Here is a 15,383-nt window from a genome sequence, read left to right as displayed (position 1 = left end):
TCCAATTTAAGCTTTGGATTGATATTTTCCCAATTGGAAAAATCGATTGCTTTGCGCCCTTGATTGATATGATCTGCCATAACCCAAGAGATCGGAGCAATATTGCTATACCATGGGTGCAGTGTTTCTTGCGAGTGGCAGTCATAACATGATTTATTGAGGATACTCATCACTTTTGCATCTGCTTTTAGAACAACGGTTTCATCCACTTTGGTATTTTGAAAATCGGGTCTGATCAATTGAATCGCGATTGCAATTCCTAACACCCAAAAAGCTATTTTTTTCATGTATGATAATGTCCGATACGTCTGGAATGAATCGGCAAATTATAGTGGGGTAAAGTAAATATAAACGAGATTTTAAGAACGATGATGAAAAAGGGAAAGGAGAATGTCAAAGGGATAAACCCCTTTGACATGGAAATTATTTAATTCCTGCTACGTAAGAAGCAAGAGCTTTGATATCAGCATCTGACATTGTAGCAACTTGACCTTTCATCAATGCACCCATACCCGCTTTGTTCAAAGTACCTGCTTTGTAACCTTTGAGTGAAGTTTCGATAGCACCAGCTGATTGACCTTTTACGATCGCAGATTTACCAAGAGCAGCTTTTTCGAAGCTAGCACCGTGACAAGCAGCACATTTACCAGCCAAAGCTTTTCCATCAGCAGCCATCAAAGATACACCCGCGAACAACATTGCAAGAGCAATTTTTTTCATTTGTTTTCTCCATAAAAAATTTCGACGCTATTATAATCCTATCTATCTTAAATCACTCTAACTGTTTAACCTTTAATAAAGAGTTTGTTACAATATGATACTACCTTTCTAAAGGACTTTATATGCGCTATAGTGATATTGATCTAAATACTAAAACCATTTTGATAACGGGGGGTTCCGGCTTTATCGGTTCCAACCTTGCGTTTTATTTTCAGGAACATTATCCGCAAGCTCAGATCGTCGTGTTGGATCTATTTCGCTCCAACTTGACCCTTTCCAACGGCAATCTCAAAAGCTTTGGTCATTTTAAAAATCTCCTCGGGTTTCAAGGTGAAGTGATCAGCGGCGATATTAATGACAAAGTACTTTTAAATACATTGGCACAAAACTATAAATTTGACTATATCTTTCATGAAGCGGCGATTTCGGATACGACGGCATTGGAACAGGATTTGATGATCCAAACCAACGTCAATGCGTTTAAAGATTTACTCAATATTGCGGTTGAGCACGGGGCAAATATGATTTATGCCTCTTCGGGTGCTACGTACGGTGACGCTCCCTCTCCTCAACGGGTAGGACGAGAAGCTCCCCAAAACGTGTATGGTTTTTCGAAATTGATGATGGACCATTTGGCGCGTCAATATTCTCAAAAACACGATCATATCAGTATCGTAGGGTTGCGCTATTTCAATGTCTATGGACCGCGTGAATTTTTCAAAAATAAAACATCATCGATGGTGGTGCAGTTCGGTCATCAGCTCCTCTCTGGTAAAAATCCGAAGCTTTTTGAAAACTCGGATCAAATTTTGCGTGATTTCATCTATATCGAGGACATTGTTCAAGCAAATATCCTCGCAATGCATCCGAAAGAGTCCGGCGTGTTTAATGTCGGTACGGGTAAAGCGCGATCGTTTCAATCGATGGTCGATATTCTTCAGCGTGAACTTGGAACATCGTTTGAATGCGAATATATCCCCAATCCGTACGTCGGACGGTATCAGTTTCATACCGAAGCCGATATTGAAACGACCAAGGCTATTTTGGGCTATAAACCCCGTTTTGAATTTGAAGAGGGGATTGCGGCTTATGTCCCAGAGATTAAACGTCTACATGAGCAGGAGCTTTCATGAGAAGATTGCATAATTCTCATCCGCATATCCTCGTTATCGGGGATTTGATGATTGACCATTATTTGTGGGGAGGGTGCGAACGTATCTCTCCTGAGGCTCCGGTGCAGGTGGTGGACATTGCGCGTGAGACGACGGTGCTCGGCGGTGCGGGAAACGTGATCAACAATCTCGTCACTTTAGGCTCGAAGGTCAGCGTGTGCGGGGTCATCGGTAATGATGAAAACGGTGAAGAGCTATGCAAGATGCTGGAAGTTATCGGTGCTGATGGCAAAGGATTGGTAAAACAACTGAATCGAAAAACATCCAAGAAAAGTCGTATTATCGCCTCAAATCAGCAGATATTGCGCTATGACAAAGAGTCGAAAGACGCAATCGATGTCGTGAGTGAACGTGCTATTATCGCTTATGTGGAAAGCGTGATCGATACATGTGACATTATTATCCTCTCCGATTACGGCAAAGGTGTGATTACCGATACAGTTGCCGGTGGGGTGATAACACAAGCGCGCAATGCAGGGAAAAAAGTACTCGTCGATCCGAAAGGGAAAGATTATCGCAAATACCGCGGTGCCTATCTTTTGACCCCCAATAAAAAAGAGGCTTCCGAAGCGACCGGGATTGTAATCAATGATGAAGCAAGTTTGAAAAAAGCGTTATTAAGCCTTAAAGAGACATGCGATTTAGAGTGTTCGATGATTACCCTATCCGAAGACGGTATCGCAATATTCGATGAATCGATGCGCCGCTTTCCTACGGTAGCCAAAGAGGTTTATGATGTAACAGGAGCGGGAGATACGGTGATCGCCTCTCTCTCCTTTGCCCTAAGCTCTGGACTTAGTATCGATGAAGCGGCACCGTTTGCGAACCATGCCGCTGCTGTTGTCGTCGGTAAGATCGGTTCGGCTACGGTAACCCTCGGTGAGATCGAGGAGTATGAGTCGAGTTTGCATCAGAGCACGTCCGATATGCACATCAAAACGCATGAAGAGATTTTTGCCTTATCGAATCGTCTCAAAAAAGAGGGTAAAAAAGTGGTTTTTACCAACGGCTGTTTCGATATTCTCCATGTGGGTCACGTCAAATACCTCCAAGAGGCTAAAAGTTACGGTGATGTATTGATCGTTGGGCTCAATTCAGACAGCTCAGTTCGAGAGCTTAAAGGAGCAACGCGTCCGGTTAACAGTGAAGCCGATCGCGCCTATATTTTAGCGGCGCTCGAATCGGTCGATTATGTCGTAGTATTTAGCGAAGAGACGCCGCATGAATTGATCAAAAATATCGCTCCCGATATATTGGTCAAGGGGGGCGATTATGAAGGAAAAGTAGTCGTTGGAGCGGAATTTGCTAAAGAGTTACGGTTAGTGCAGTTTGTGGACGGTAAAAGTACGACCGCCACAATCGCTCGAATTAATGAAGGAACAACATGTTAAAAAAAATAATTTTAATGGCTCTAATCAGCAGTGGAGCATTCGCCGCGCATCAAATTGAAGCGAATGTAAATGATAAAGAGGTTGAAGGGCAAATTCGTCTTGATATAGGGCGTATGGGAAATGCGATGAGCAATACCTATATCGGAGCTCGATTTTTAAATGGGGATAACAATAACTCTCAAACAATCAATAATCCTGATCCGCTGATGGAGGTATCGTTTATGGTGATGCGTCCGGTTCAGGGAGTATCTGGGCTTAGATTAGGTCTTGGGATCAAGGCCGAATATACGACTATCGACGGTCGTCGCTATGTAGCAATACCATTGGGTGCTGAAGCGGAATTACAATTGCCAATTAATACTCCGTTCCCAGTATATCTCGGCGGAGCACTCTATTACGCTCCGTCGGCATTAAGCTTTAAAGAGGGGGATGGTTATTTGGAAACCCGTATTCATCTCGATGTTGAGCCGATTGAAAATGGACGACTAGAAGTGGGGTATCGTAAGATCGATACGGATCTCAAAAATGTTGATGTGACTTATAATGATTCATGGTATTTTGGGATGAGATTAGACTTTTAACAACTAAGATGGATCCCCGGATCAAGTCCGAGGATGACGTCATTCCCGCGTAGGCGGGAATCCAGCTAAGATATTTTTAACCGCTTCTATAACTTCTTCAGCCGTAATGCTTTTCATACACTCATGGTGTCCTAAGGGGCATTCGCGCTTCATACATGGTGCACATTTCAGTTCATGACGTACAATTACACTTTTTTCATTCATCCACTGCGATGTCTCTGCGTGGCGTGTCGGACCGAATATCGCGACGGTCGGCACGCCATACGCTGCTGCAACGTGCATCGGACCGCTGTCATTGGTGATAAAGAGATCCAATCCCCCGATAAAACTGCACAGTTCCGGTATCGTTGTTTTTCCGGCGAAATTGGTAACTTTAATCCCTTTGAGACGTGATTCAATCTCGTTTGCCATCCCCACTTCGTTGGGACCTCCGAAGAGGAGTATGTCGTAGCGATCGGCGTATTGGCGTGCCACTTCGGCAAACTTTTCGCTATTCCACCGTTTAGCACTCCCATACGTTGCCCCCGGATTGATTCCGAGTGTCGGACGCAAATAGCGGTGCGGCGGGATATGAATGTTTAGATTTCCGATCACGAGCGGCTGTGAACTGAGACTTTGGGCGATGTCACGGTACTGCTCCACCAGATGAGAGGGGTGTGAGGGTTTGATCGGATGTTTGAGCAGTAGAGTTGAGTGCCAACTGCGACGCCCCGCCGTGATCGGTGTAGTGCTCCAATAGAGCAGAAGCGAAGAGTGGAGCTGATTGCGAAAGGTTATCGCCATGTCGTGTTGACCCAACACTTTCGAAAATCGGTAGGTGTTGAGAAAGCGATTTCCCCCCTTTTTGGTTTCATCGACGTAGTGACGTTTACACTGAGGATGGTATTTGAGTGCTTCGATACTCACATGTGAGCCTACCAAGGTTAGTTCAGCTTCAGGGTAGATACTGCAAAGCACTTCGATAGAAGGGGTTGCCATCACCGCATCGCCGAGCCAGTTGGGGAGTATGATGAGTATTTTCACGATTGAGCCTTGTAGGTGTAAAATGGTGCCGAGGTGAGTGTCCATGTAATGTACAGGTCACCGCGTGGGGTTGTGCAAATGAGCCGATACTCATCGGCGTTGTGAGAGTAACTCATAAACTCTGCATCACCGAGGTGACTTTTCATCATGCGGTACGCCTCGTAAGCGCTCCGTTTACGGAGAAGTCCTTCGCGGTTATCGATCAAACCGTATCCGGGGGCGATGAGCTGATGCCAATAAACACAGCTCACTTTTTGCGACGCAAAGGCGAGGAGGTGGTAGCGAACCATGAAAGCGGCATAATCCTCTTCGCTAACACATTCATGCTCACTGGTAGGGGCGTAAGGGGCGGTGTTTTTGAGGGGCCAGTTGGTTTCGGTGATGATGAGCTCATGGGACGTTTTCGGGCTAAGTGACATGAGTGAAAACAATAGATTGATTTTCCCCATCAGATTAAAGCCCATTTGGGTATTTTCGGGTGCACCGCGACGATCGACATAAAGGAGGCTCCCTAGTGCATCAAAGCGTATTTTTGCGAGATTAAAGAGGGTATGGGCACTAAAGTGGTACTCGAAATCGATGACGTTCGAGCCGATGAGCTTGAGGTGGGGAAAGCGTGTTTTTTTCAGCTCATAGGCGACGCCGTAAAAATCGAGATATTCATTGACACTAAAAAATCCCCATTTGGCACGGTTGATGGTACTGCCGATGACATAGGTTTCGCATACCTCTTCGAGGGCTTCGAAAATCTGGATAAGATGATCGCGTGTCATATCGGGACTGGTGATGTGTTCACGGTCTTGCAATAGGGCAACGGTGATATGTTTACCGCTAAAACTGCGAATGAACGCAACATACTCATGCAACCGATCCATCTCCCACAGCGGAATACGGATGAGGAGTTTTTGGACACCCAACTCTTCGATCAGGTAGGGGGTCGTGTTGGGCTCTTTATCCAGATTAACCCCCAACCCGAAAAAATCTTTTCCAGTAATCGTGCGACGTTGTATAAAAGGAATCAACAAAAAGGCTATCGGTAAGGTTATGAGGGCAATCAAAAATGTTTTAATGAGCGAGGGGAGGGCACTACGGCGCATTTGCCGCTTAAGGGCACGATCTCGGATAATGGCGGGCTGATCGGAGTAATGATCCCAGGCAAACGGTTGTTTCATGGTGAGATTATAGCGATATTGGGTAAAATAACCGCATTAATACAAGGGCGAGTCATGAATATATTGGTAGTACGTAACGATAAACTGGGTGACTTTATAACTGCTTTGTCCACTTTCTATGTCCTAAAACACCATATCCCCTCAAATCGGATTATCGCTCTTGTCGCCCCCTTAAACCGAAAATTGGCAGAGTCGTGTGATTTTATCGATGAGGTGATCGTAGATAGCGGCGAAGATATTCTCGAACTTGCTTTTAAAATCAAACAGGCCCGTATCGATGCGTCGATTACCCTTTTTTCCAATACCCGTGTCGCACTGGCACAGTGGATTGCCCGTATCCCTATCCGTATCGCTCCGGCGACGAAAATCGCCCAAATCTTTTACAATCGTCGTATCACGCAACGACGCAGTGAAGTGAAGATGGCGGAGTTTGAGTACAATCTTCAACTCTCCCGTGCACTATTCCCCGACATTGTGTTGGATTTCCCCAAACCTCTTTTAACCTTTTCGGGAGCTTCGGAGGCGTATGACTCTTTTTGTCGTGAATACGGTATCACCAAGTCGGTAGTCGCCTTTCACCCGGGATTTGGCGGCTCATCCGATGCCAACTGGACATTGGCGGAATACGTTGAATTGGTCAAAATGGCTGAAGAGAATCCCCACATCGATGTCGTGATGACCTTCGGCCCCGATGAGGAAAAACTCTATGAAGAGGCAAAAGAGCTGTTGGACGAGAGCAGAGTGATTTTGTACCGTTCACGTGGGAGTGTCGTCGATTTTGCCAAACTTTTGAGCAGTTTTAAACTGTTTATAAGTACCTCGACGGGGACGTACCATCTCGCAAGTGCGGTTGGGTGTGAGACCTTTACCTTTTTTGCCGATTCATTATTTGCTTCAGCTGCACGTTGGAAGAGTATCGGAGAGAAACAGAGCCATTTTATGATCCCCAGTGACAGTGCGGGAAGAGAATCAATGTTTGAGAAGGTCAAGCAGGCGTTGAAAAATCGCCTTTTAGAACTCGTTTGAGTCTTTTTTTAAAATTCTTTGTCCGTTTGTTTTCATCGTTATGACGCTTCATTTTACGAATCGTGAGCGTTTCATCCAATCCGCTGAGCTTTGCGTATTCACGTCCCATAATCTCCAACTCTTCATCGGATGCCCACAGTTTGTTAAAATTTTCACACCCATCCAGCGGGCATATGCTTTTAAACTCCATACGATTAATATCGACGATAGAAAATTGATAGCCGCTTTCGATTCGTTTGATTAAAATGTTTCCGGGTGAATAGTCCTGATGCCATATCCCCGCTTGGTGTAAACCATACGTGTAGGCGGCAAAGGCGGTAAAGATCTCTTTTCGATCTTCGAGCGGTTCGAGGAGCGGTGTGCGGATCGTAAAATCGTAGTCGAAATATTCACTGATAAAGTAGCTTTCCGCTAACAGCCCTGATTCAAAAAATTCGATGAGGGCAATCGGCTCCGGTGTTGAAATGCCGAGTGATTGAAGTCGGAGTGCATTATGATACGATTTATACGCTTTGCTGCGACGAAAAAAAGTATAGACAATACGGTTGAGCAAATGGGGAACTTTAAACGATTTAACGACTGTTTTAACCCCTGCTAGCTCAATGATTTTAAGTTCATTTCGGGCTTTATGGATAGTGTGGTCGTCGCTCATAAAAATGGATTGAATATGCTCGAACGACTTTTTTAAGTGGGCATATCGGGGCTGATAATCACATTTGAACTGCATAATGACCTTTGAGTAAGTGAGGGTATGGTATGATACTTTATTATTCCTGAAACACTTCAAGAGGATGTGTATGCTCACCGTCGTAATGTACCATCATATCAACAGTGATGATCTTCCCCTTTCAAACTCTGATCGGATGATGGAAGAGCATTTAGCCCTTATATCGAAGCGTTTTACGACCCTTTTCCCCGGTGATCCAATCGTATCTAACTCCATTTGTCTCACCTTTGATGATGCCTATTTTGATTTTTACCATTATGTTTTTCCACTTCTAAAAAAATACAACCTTAAAGCACTGCTCGCTGTTCCGTCGACGTATATTCTAAAGGATACGGATGTTACCCCTGAGCGTAGATTGTCTCTTAAACACCATGAGATATACGAGGGAGATAATTACAAAACGTATGCACCGTTTTGCACCTATACCGAGCTGCGAGAGATGGTGACAAGCGGTCATGTGATGGTTGCTTCTCATGGGATGAATCATATTAATCTAAGCAATGAGGGCGTTGATTTAGAGCAGGAGATTTTCGGCTCCAAAGTTGCCCTCGAAGAGAACCTTGGATGCAGAGTTGACTCATTTGTTTTGCCCTATGGCAAATACAACGATGCGGCAGTTGCACTAGCACTTGAGCATTACTCATATGTATTTCGGATAGGAAATGCCCTAAACCCCTCTTGGGATGGTATCGGCAGACTTGTGTATCGGGTCAAAGGGGATGCTCTTAAAACACCGGACGAGCTTTTTAAACCTCTGAAACAACTGGGATTTTGGTTTAAAACAGTGATTAAAATACTCAAAGGATCACGATGAACGTATCAGCGGTGATGATCGTCAAAAACGGAGCGAGAACAATCCAAAAATCGTTGGAGAGTTTGGGAGGATTTGATGATGTTGTTGTGTATGATAACGGCTCCAGTGATGGGACACAAGAGATTACTTGTAGCTTTTCTAACGTAAATCTGATAGAAGGGGAGTTCGATGGATTCGGGACGACGAAAAACCGCGCGGCATCGTATGCTGTTCATGATTGGATTTTGATTATCGACAGTGATGAGGTGGTCGATGAGGAACTGTTCCATGCCCTTAAAACGCAAAAACTGGATTCAAATGCTATTTATATCGTGAATTTCCTCGCCTATTATAAAGATATCCCGATCCGTTACTGCGGCTGGAATAATCAAAAAATTCGCCGTCTCTACAACCGAAGCGTAACCCGTTTTAATGATAACTTTGTTCACGAAAATATCATCGATGAAGGGATGAAAAAACTCCTAATCGACGGAAATATGAAACACTACAGTTATATGAGTATCTCTGATTTTATCGTGAAACTGGATCGTTATTCAACCCTTTTTGCGACCGATAATGTCGGAAAAAAATCATCATCCCCTGCAAAAGCATTTTTCAACGGCTTGTACTCCTTTTTTAGAACCTATATTTTGAAACGGGGATTTTTGGATGGGTATGCGGGGCTTATCATCGCATTTTCCCACATGGCGACAAACTTTTACAAATACATCAAACTTTATGAGATGAATATGGAACAAAAGAGCAAACGTGGCAACTAAAATCTGTGAACTGTGCCTCTCCCCCGATCTTGGGGGATTAGAGCTTTATATGATGCGCCTATCACGTTATTTGGGAGATGCCTGTATCAGTATCATCAATGAAAAAGGGAAGCTGAAGGGGTATTATGAGGATACATCTTATCGCTATGCAACTCTAAAACGTCGCAACGTTCTCCTCTCATGGCTTAATGCTCGTAGATTAGCTCGTATCATCGATAAAGAAGAGATCGATGTACTCCATCTGCACTGGACGAAAGATTTGCCTTTGGCCGTTATGGCCAAACTCCTCTCCAAGCGTCGTCCCAAAGTCGTGCAGTCGCGCCACATGACAATGACCCGTTTCAAAGACGATTTTTACCATCGTTTCCTCTATAAAAATCTTGACATGATGCTTGCCGTCACCGCACAAGTTAAATCGCAGATAGAGAAATTTATCCCCTCCGATATCCGACCTGTAACCGAGGTGCTCTACATCGGTGCCGAACAACCAACACTGATCTCGCCCGAGGAGCGTGCAGAACGCCGACGTCAATTTGGACTCAATGATTCTTTTACGGTGGGGATCGTCGGACGGATCGAAGAGCCAAAAGGGCAGCATATCCTCCTCGAAGCAGTAAAAGTATTGCATCAAAACGGTATCGATGTCAAAGCTTTGATTGTCGGTCATTCGATGGATGAGGGGTATCTGCAAAAGCTACAAAACGACTATTCCGATGTTGCTCTCTTTACTGGATTCACCCGTGAAGCACAGACGATGATGCAGTTGTGTGATGTGATGGTTTTAGCAACCGAAAATGAGACATTCGGACTCGTATTGATCGAAGCAATGATGTGTGGTGTATGTGTCGTTGCGAGTAACAGCGGCGGACCATTGGAGATTATCGATGATCATGTTAATGGAGTGCTTTTTAAAACCTTCGACAGCGGTGATTTGGCAGAAAAATTAACGTTGTTATATCGTGACCGTATCTTTACTCAGCTATTGGCAGATGCGAGCAAAGTAAAAGCATTGGATAAATTTGAAAGTCAGAAACAATTTGATCCTTTAAAGATTATTATGGAGAAGTGTAAACAATGAAATTATGGTATGAAAAAGGTGCATGGGCATCTAAAAAAGGGAAAAAAGTAGCAGCAGAAATTATTCCGGAATCAGTTCAGTCGATCGCTGTAATCCGTCATGCAGCAATCGGTGATATGATGGTACTTCGTCCTTTTTTAGTGCAAGCACGTACTTTTTTCCCAAATGCTAAAATTACTCTCAGTATTATAAATAATTACAGTTACGGAGTTCCTTCTGATTTAGTTGATAGAGTACATTGTATTGATAAAAAAATTAATGGTAAAAAAACCTCTTTTATGTATCGTTTGAATCAAATACGAGAACTTGGTGAACATGAGATCATTTTTGATATGGCTGATACGGGTCTTTCAAGAATGACGTGTTTATTGAACTCGGCAAAACTAAAAATCGGGTTTCCGTATCGAACATTTAAAAATTATTTATTTTATGATATTGCTCTATTGCGATCGGATTTAGTGCCTGAAGTTGAGACATTGCTACATATGCTCTATATACTGGGTGCACCTAAATTAGTGAGACTGAATTATGGGTATCCAACATACGAAACTAAGCGAGAGAGAGCATACATTATTTATTTTACCAGTGCGTCTCTCGGATTTAAATGTTGGCCGAAAGGGCATTTTTTAGAACTAATTAAAAGTATGGCTATCCGTTATCCAAGCATCGACCATATTATTTTAGAAGGGATTAATTCATTTGAAAAGGTTGATGATCTCGTACTGCAACTTTCTCAATATACAAATGTTATGAAACAAGAATCATTACCGTTAGAACAGATTATCCCTTTTCTAGGAGAAGCAACTCTTGTTGTTTGTGGTGATACGGGAATTCGGAATATGGCGATAGCTACCGATACTCCAACGGTAGGAATCTTTTTCTTTACGGTTCCTTATCGCTATTTACCAATCAACCCAAAGCACAAGGCGGTATTTAATCATGATGGCACCGTACCGGATATTAAATCAGTATTGTCCCAAATTGAGTTAATGGATCTATTATCTTACTGATTGTTGATAACGTAAACTTTCATGTATCGGTGCTCCGGAAGCCACGAATAAAAAGAGCGATAATCCATTCTTTTTCGTAAATATACGTCGAAACTGTTTGAGTACAAGGGCCGTTTTGATCAGTAATCGTTCAAAGCAACTGAAATGTTTGTCGATTAACAGTGTATAAGAGATATAAAATTCTTTCTCTAATGCAATATTGCGGATAGAACTGCCGCCACCCACATGAAAAACTTCTGCTTCGGGAAGAAAATAAATTTCTTTACCGTTATTCCATACTCGTTTACAGATATCTTCTTCTTCGCAGTAAAGAAAAAAGACCGTATCAAATCCGCCTATAGCATTGAACTCTTCTGCCCTAAAAAACATACAGGAGCCGCTGATAATCTCGACGGCAGTGGGGGCTTCTAATCGTACTTTATTGCTAGGAAACGGTTTGGATGATAACTGACGATGAACTGAATTACCAAACCATTGTTTGATGACCGATGGGAATTGTTTATAAGAGGATGAAAAATGCCCTTTTTTATCAGTTATTTTGGCGGTCGCTACAGCAATATTGCTATGCCCATCCAGGTAACGTTTCATAATACTTCCGACATCGTTGAGAAATAAGCAGTCATTATTGATAAAAAAGTAGTATTTTCCATGAGCGGAGTTGACCCCCAACATATTACCGCCTGCAAATCCGTTATTGATGCGATTACGAATAATAGAAACCCGAGGAAAAGAACTGATAGTGTCGTGTAGATGGGTATAATCTTCGAATTCTGATGCATTGTCCACGACAATGATTTCATAGTTGCAATCATTGAGCGTATGTGCAATAATACTCTCCACAACAGCAATCGTATGATGCGACGAATTGTAATTGATCGTTATGAATGTGATGTCGATATTAGAGGGTGTATTTTCCATATTTACCTATCATAAAGTGATATGCACCTAAAAGTTTGGCACCTATTTTTTTACATTTTTGATCTTCGTAGAGGAGGATTTTAGTCACATCATGGATAAAAACAATATTCAAAACTTTTAAGAGGCTAAATTCTTGAGGGAACGATTTGCCATATTTACGAGCTAAATATAAATAATTTCTCGCTATATAATAAGCTCTTTGTGGACTATGTTCTCGTTTGTATTTGGTCTTTCGTGTCAGCAAATTTTTCCGTTTGTGTAAAATGCCCAACTGATGCTCTAATAAAATATTTTTAAAGAGGAGTGTTTTATACCCTGCTAATTTAACTTTGGCACAGTAATCAAAATCAACGACATCAATAAATAAGTTATCATCAAATCTTCCAATAGTATTGAAAAGGTTGAGATTTAAAAAATTTCCGGAAGTAATAACTACAAAATGCTCTTCATAGGTACAATCGGAAACATTTTTTTGAATTGCTTCAGGACTAAATCTTCCTGTATTGGGTGCGAGAAGAGCTATGGCGGATACATCAGAAAGTAAACCTAAACAATCCAAATAATCTTGAAAGTTGACAAACTTACTGTCTTGATCCATTGTCAGTATCCAGCTGCTACCGTGATCGATTGCCGTATCACAAGCGATATTTAGAGCGGTTGCAATTCCTAAATTACCATGATTGTCGATATAGATGAGATTGGGATAGATATTTTTTAGAATTTTAATAATCTCGGGTTGTTTACGGTCAGAATTGTCTACGACGATGAAATGTTCCACTCTATCTGCATAAGTAGCGATATTTTCGATTATATCATTTGATGGGTTGTAGAGTATGACACAAGCAGAAATATTTATAAATTTTTGGTTCATAGTATAAACAACGTGTATAGATAAAATTTTAATCCATATCCAGCCCGTTTGGCACGTTTTAATCGTTTTTCTTTACGAACAATTGCAAAGAGCTCATCAACATTTTGAACGAGTACCTTTTGGAGTTGATAATTTATAAAACAAGAGTCATAATTTTCGAAATGTTTAATGAGTGCATTGAGAATCTGTGTTGTTTTCACATCTCCAATTTTGATCGAAAAGTCTCGATAAGGGATAAAGTCTTGAAGCTTTAGTTGAGCGATTCTTTGTTTTTCTTTCGCTTTTAGCTTTATACGATTTAGGCGATAATGAAGATTTTTCTTTTTTATTTTTATAGAAAGGGTTGTTACTTGTTCATTATGACGTCGATAGTAAGTCATTGGCTCGTCAGTGTAGGTAATAGTTCCGATAGAAGATGCAACGTAAGCAATCCAAATATCGTGATAGGATACATCAGGAATAGGCAAGATATAAGATAACAACTCTTTTTTAAACATAAGTGTATTACCTGAAACACAGTTACTGAAAAAAAAAGCTTTATTGCAATTTCCGGAAATTAAATTATTTTCTGGTCGTATAAGCAATTTGTCTAAAGATTGTTCACGTTCATCAATTAATATTGCATCGGAATAAATTAAGATATTATCACCTATCTCCGCAATAAATTTTTCTATTTTATTAAGTTTCCATATATCATCTTGATCAGCTAATGCGATAAAATCACCGTTACATAATGAAATTGCTTTGGAAAAATTTTGAACAAATCCTAAATTTTTTTCATTCTGAAATATTCTGAGTCGCTTATCTTGGAGTTGATAGTTATGTAAAATATCCATTGTTGAATCTTTTGATCTATCGTCCACTACAATCACTTCTATATTTTGATAGGTTTGATGAAGGATAGATTCAAGTTGTTTTTGAAGGTATTTTTCTCCATTATAAGTGCATATTGCGATTGAAATAAGGTTCATTTTTTTCTCAAAATGTATGATTTTATTTTTTTTCTTGTTGTATTGATTGTATCAAAAAAGGAGAGTAAAAACCTTGGAGTAATTAAAATGCGTAACGTCTGTATTACAGTTCTAAAACGATAAAGGTATCGAAGAGCATCGGATGTATTTGTTGGTTTCTTTTCTATCAGCTTAAATATACTTTTTAATGCATTATTCAGTATTTTTTTACTTTGAGCAGTATCTGTTGCATATAAATCGTATCCAAATCTATGATTTAAAATCACATTTCGTCGATATTCGGCATATTGCAGTATATTAAAATAGCGCTTATCTAAATCACTGTTTAGTTGGCAGGTTCCTTGTTCTTCATGTATACGAAAGTATGAAAGAACTTCATCAATAACATATAAATTTCCAACACGTAAATGTCTTAACCACATATCTTGATCAGCAAACATTAAAATAGAAATATCAAAGAGCCCTAAATTTAAGTTAGATCGTCTGAACATTACTGTAGTGGGTTCTCCAATCCAATTACCATGTCTTAATGAGGAGAGGATAGCTGTTTTGGCTTCTATGAGACCTGTATGCGGTGGTTTTAATATTTCTGTTTTTGAACCAAAATATTGTCGATAAGATGTGACAACAGAAACAGTGGGATTATTCTCAAAAATAGTAACAAATTTTTCTAAAAGAGTAGGTTCAAATTTATCATCAGCATTTAAAAATTTGATGTAATCACCAGTAGCAAGCAGGAGTGATTGATTGTAGTTTCGATACATTCCGATATTTTCTTGATTACGTATAAATTTGACTCTAGGGTCATGTTTGGCATAAGCGTTTACAATCTCTTCCGTATTGTCAGTTGAACAATTATCGACAATAATCAGCTCAAAATTCTCAAATGTTTGTTCCAGAACACTATCGATTGCTTCAGGAAGATATTGGGCGTAATTATACGCAGGAATAAGTACTGATACCTTAGGATTTAGCATCTACAAACCCTCTAATAGTTTTTATCATATACCCAATCGCGTCATCCCCCATCCCCGGATAAAGCCCGATCCAAAAGCTGTCATTCATAATCTTGTCCGTATTCGGTAGATCCCCGATAACACGGTAATCAGTTCCATTAATCATACTATCAAACATCGGATGGCGGAGCATAT

The 15,383-nt window shown here is 41.1% G+C and carries 17 protein-coding genes and 1 pseudogene; 8 read left to right on the top strand and 10 right to left on the bottom strand.

Annotated features, from left to right (window positions below):
• Both WA010_RS04910 and WA010_RS04905 read right to left on the bottom strand, forming a co-directional pair.
• Positions 1-287: heme-binding domain-containing protein (locus tag WA010_RS04910; protein ID WP_422556032.1), on the bottom strand; the 287-nt coding region annotated here is incomplete at its 3' end.
• Between the two features lie 136 nt (positions 288-423).
• On the bottom strand, positions 424-720 hold the full coding sequence (locus WA010_RS04905; protein ID WP_422556031.1) for a c-type cytochrome: 297 nt from the start codon (positions 718-720) through the stop codon (positions 424-426).
• Between the two features lie 122 nt (positions 721-842).
• On the opposite strand from WA010_RS04905, the gene rfaD reads away from it, so the two are divergent.
• From rfaD to WA010_RS04890, 3 genes are read left to right on the top strand one after another with little or no spacing between them, the layout of a single operon-like run.
• On the top strand, positions 843-1,853 hold the full coding sequence (rfaD, locus tag WA010_RS04900) for an ADP-glyceromanno-heptose 6-epimerase (protein WP_422556030.1): 1,011 nt from the start codon (positions 843-845) through the stop codon (positions 1,851-1,853).
• Entirely contained in the window at positions 1,850-3,283 is a 1,434-nt protein-coding gene (gene rfaE1 / locus WA010_RS04895; protein ID WP_422556029.1) for a D-glycero-beta-D-manno-heptose-7-phosphate kinase, read from the top strand. Before rfaD ends, rfaE1 begins: the two co-directional genes overlap by 4 nt.
• Complete coding sequence (locus WA010_RS04890) at positions 3,277-3,864, top strand: YfaZ family outer membrane protein (protein WP_422556028.1); 588 nt, start codon at positions 3,277-3,279, stop codon at positions 3,862-3,864. Before rfaE1 ends, WA010_RS04890 begins: the two co-directional genes overlap by 7 nt.
• 39 nt (positions 3,865-3,903) lie before the next feature.
• Here WA010_RS04890 and waaF read toward each other — a convergent pair whose 3' ends face one another.
• Both waaF and WA010_RS04880 read right to left on the bottom strand, forming a co-directional pair.
• Positions 3,904-4,887 (bottom strand): lipopolysaccharide heptosyltransferase II, encoded by a 984-nt coding sequence (gene waaF, locus WA010_RS04885; protein ID WP_422556027.1) that lies wholly within the window; start codon positions 4,885-4,887, stop codon positions 3,904-3,906.
• A complete protein-coding gene (locus tag WA010_RS04880) occupies positions 4,884-6,059 on the bottom strand; it encodes a glycosyl hydrolase (RefSeq protein ID WP_422556026.1) in 1,176 nt (391 codons plus the stop codon). The genes waaF and WA010_RS04880 overlap by 4 nt, the downstream gene beginning before the upstream one ends.
• 54 nt (positions 6,060-6,113) lie before the next feature.
• Between WA010_RS04880 and WA010_RS04875 the strand changes: the two genes are divergently transcribed.
• Positions 6,114-7,085, top strand: a complete 972-nt coding sequence (locus tag WA010_RS04875) for a glycosyltransferase family 9 protein (protein ID WP_422556025.1) — start codon at positions 6,114-6,116, stop codon at positions 7,083-7,085.
• Here the strand turns inward: WA010_RS04875 and WA010_RS04870 are convergent.
• Positions 7,045-7,812, bottom strand: a complete 768-nt coding sequence (locus WA010_RS04870) for a lipopolysaccharide kinase InaA family protein (RefSeq protein WP_422556024.1) — start codon at positions 7,810-7,812, stop codon at positions 7,045-7,047. The genes WA010_RS04875 and WA010_RS04870 overlap by 41 nt on opposite strands.
• A 70-nt stretch (positions 7,813-7,882) precedes the next feature.
• Between WA010_RS04870 and WA010_RS04865 the strand changes: the two genes are divergently transcribed.
• The 4 genes from WA010_RS04865 to WA010_RS04850 are packed head-to-tail and all read left to right on the top strand — an operon-like array spanning position 7,883 to position 11,472.
• Complete coding sequence (locus WA010_RS04865) at positions 7,883-8,626, top strand: polysaccharide deacetylase family protein (RefSeq protein WP_422556023.1); 744 nt, start codon at positions 7,883-7,885, stop codon at positions 8,624-8,626.
• Positions 8,623-9,384, top strand: coding sequence for a glycosyltransferase family 2 protein (locus WA010_RS04860; protein ID WP_422556022.1), 762 nt, complete (start codon positions 8,623-8,625; stop codon positions 9,382-9,384). The genes WA010_RS04865 and WA010_RS04860 overlap by 4 nt, the downstream gene beginning before the upstream one ends.
• Positions 9,374-10,462 (top strand): glycosyltransferase family 4 protein, encoded by a 1,089-nt coding sequence (locus tag WA010_RS04855; RefSeq protein ID WP_422556021.1) that lies wholly within the window; start codon positions 9,374-9,376, stop codon positions 10,460-10,462. The genes WA010_RS04860 and WA010_RS04855 overlap by 11 nt, the downstream gene beginning before the upstream one ends.
• On the top strand, positions 10,459-11,472 hold the full coding sequence (locus tag WA010_RS04850) for a glycosyltransferase family 9 protein (protein WP_422556020.1): 1,014 nt from the start codon (positions 10,459-10,461) through the stop codon (positions 11,470-11,472). Before WA010_RS04855 ends, WA010_RS04850 begins: the two co-directional genes overlap by 4 nt.
• Here the strand turns inward: WA010_RS04850 and WA010_RS04845 are convergent.
• The 5 genes and pseudogenes from WA010_RS04845 to WA010_RS04825 form a co-directional block, all read right to left on the bottom strand.
• The gene (locus tag WA010_RS04845; RefSeq protein ID WP_422556019.1) at positions 11,461-12,390 is read right to left on the bottom strand and encodes a glycosyltransferase family 2 protein; all 930 of its coding nucleotides are present in this window, start codon (positions 12,388-12,390) and stop codon (positions 11,461-11,463) included. The genes WA010_RS04850 and WA010_RS04845 overlap by 12 nt on opposite strands.
• The gene (locus tag WA010_RS04840; RefSeq protein ID WP_422556018.1) at positions 12,371-13,261 is read right to left on the bottom strand and encodes a glycosyltransferase; all 891 of its coding nucleotides are present in this window, start codon (positions 13,259-13,261) and stop codon (positions 12,371-12,373) included. The genes WA010_RS04845 and WA010_RS04840 overlap by 20 nt, the downstream gene beginning before the upstream one ends.
• A complete protein-coding gene (locus tag WA010_RS04835; RefSeq protein WP_422556017.1) occupies positions 13,258-14,232 on the bottom strand; it encodes a glycosyltransferase family 2 protein in 975 nt (324 codons plus the stop codon). The genes WA010_RS04840 and WA010_RS04835 overlap by 4 nt, the downstream gene beginning before the upstream one ends.
• Entirely contained in the window at positions 14,229-15,209 is a 981-nt protein-coding gene (locus WA010_RS04830; RefSeq protein WP_422556016.1) for a glycosyltransferase family 2 protein, read from the bottom strand. Before WA010_RS04830 ends, WA010_RS04835 begins: the two co-directional genes overlap by 4 nt.
• Positions 15,196-15,383: pseudogene (locus WA010_RS04825) on the bottom strand (lipopolysaccharide biosynthesis protein RfbH); the annotation flags it as partial. The pseudogene WA010_RS04825 and the gene WA010_RS04830, both read right to left, overlap by 14 nt.

This window comes from Sulfuricurvum sp., assembly GCF_049305995.1.
Lineage (GTDB): Bacteria > Campylobacterota > Campylobacteria > Campylobacterales > Sulfurimonadaceae > Sulfuricurvum.
The sequence above is the reverse complement of the archived record's forward strand: the minus strand, read 5'-3'. Positions and strand labels throughout refer to the sequence as shown.

Bases quoted from the DNA above. Each gene is read 5' to 3' on its own strand.
- WA010_RS04905 (WP_422556031.1), bottom strand. From the start codon at position 720: ATGAAAAAAATTGCTCTTGCAATGTTGTTCGCGGGTGTATCTTTGATG.
- rfaD (WP_422556030.1), top strand. From the start codon at position 843: ATGCGCTATAGTGATATTGATCTAAATACTAAAACCATTTTGATAACG.
- rfaE1 (WP_422556029.1), top strand. From the start codon at position 1,850: ATGAGAAGATTGCATAATTCTCATCCGCATATCCTCGTTATCGGGGAT.
- WA010_RS04890 (WP_422556028.1), top strand. From the start codon at position 3,277: ATGTTAAAAAAAATAATTTTAATGGCTCTAATCAGCAGTGGAGCATTC.
- WA010_RS04880 (WP_422556026.1), bottom strand. From the start codon at position 6,059: ATGAAACAACCGTTTGCCTGGGATCATTACTCCGATCAGCCCGCCATT.
- WA010_RS04875 (WP_422556025.1), top strand. From the start codon at position 6,114: ATGAATATATTGGTAGTACGTAACGATAAACTGGGTGACTTTATAACT.
- WA010_RS04870 (WP_422556024.1), bottom strand. From the start codon at position 7,812: ATGCAGTTCAAATGTGATTATCAGCCCCGATATGCCCACTTAAAAAAG.
- WA010_RS04865 (WP_422556023.1), top strand. From the start codon at position 7,883: ATGCTCACCGTCGTAATGTACCATCATATCAACAGTGATGATCTTCCC.
- WA010_RS04860 (WP_422556022.1), top strand. From the start codon at position 8,623: ATGAACGTATCAGCGGTGATGATCGTCAAAAACGGAGCGAGAACAATC.
- WA010_RS04850 (WP_422556020.1), top strand. From the start codon at position 10,459: ATGAAATTATGGTATGAAAAAGGTGCATGGGCATCTAAAAAAGGGAAA.
- WA010_RS04845 (WP_422556019.1), bottom strand. From the start codon at position 12,390: ATGGAAAATACACCCTCTAATATCGACATCACATTCATAACGATCAAT.
- WA010_RS04840 (WP_422556018.1), bottom strand. From the start codon at position 13,261: ATGAACCAAAAATTTATAAATATTTCTGCTTGTGTCATACTCTACAAC.
- WA010_RS04835 (WP_422556017.1), bottom strand. From the start codon at position 14,232: ATGAACCTTATTTCAATCGCAATATGCACTTATAATGGAGAAAAATAC.
- WA010_RS04830 (WP_422556016.1), bottom strand. From the start codon at position 15,209: ATGCTAAATCCTAAGGTATCAGTACTTATTCCTGCGTATAATTACGCC.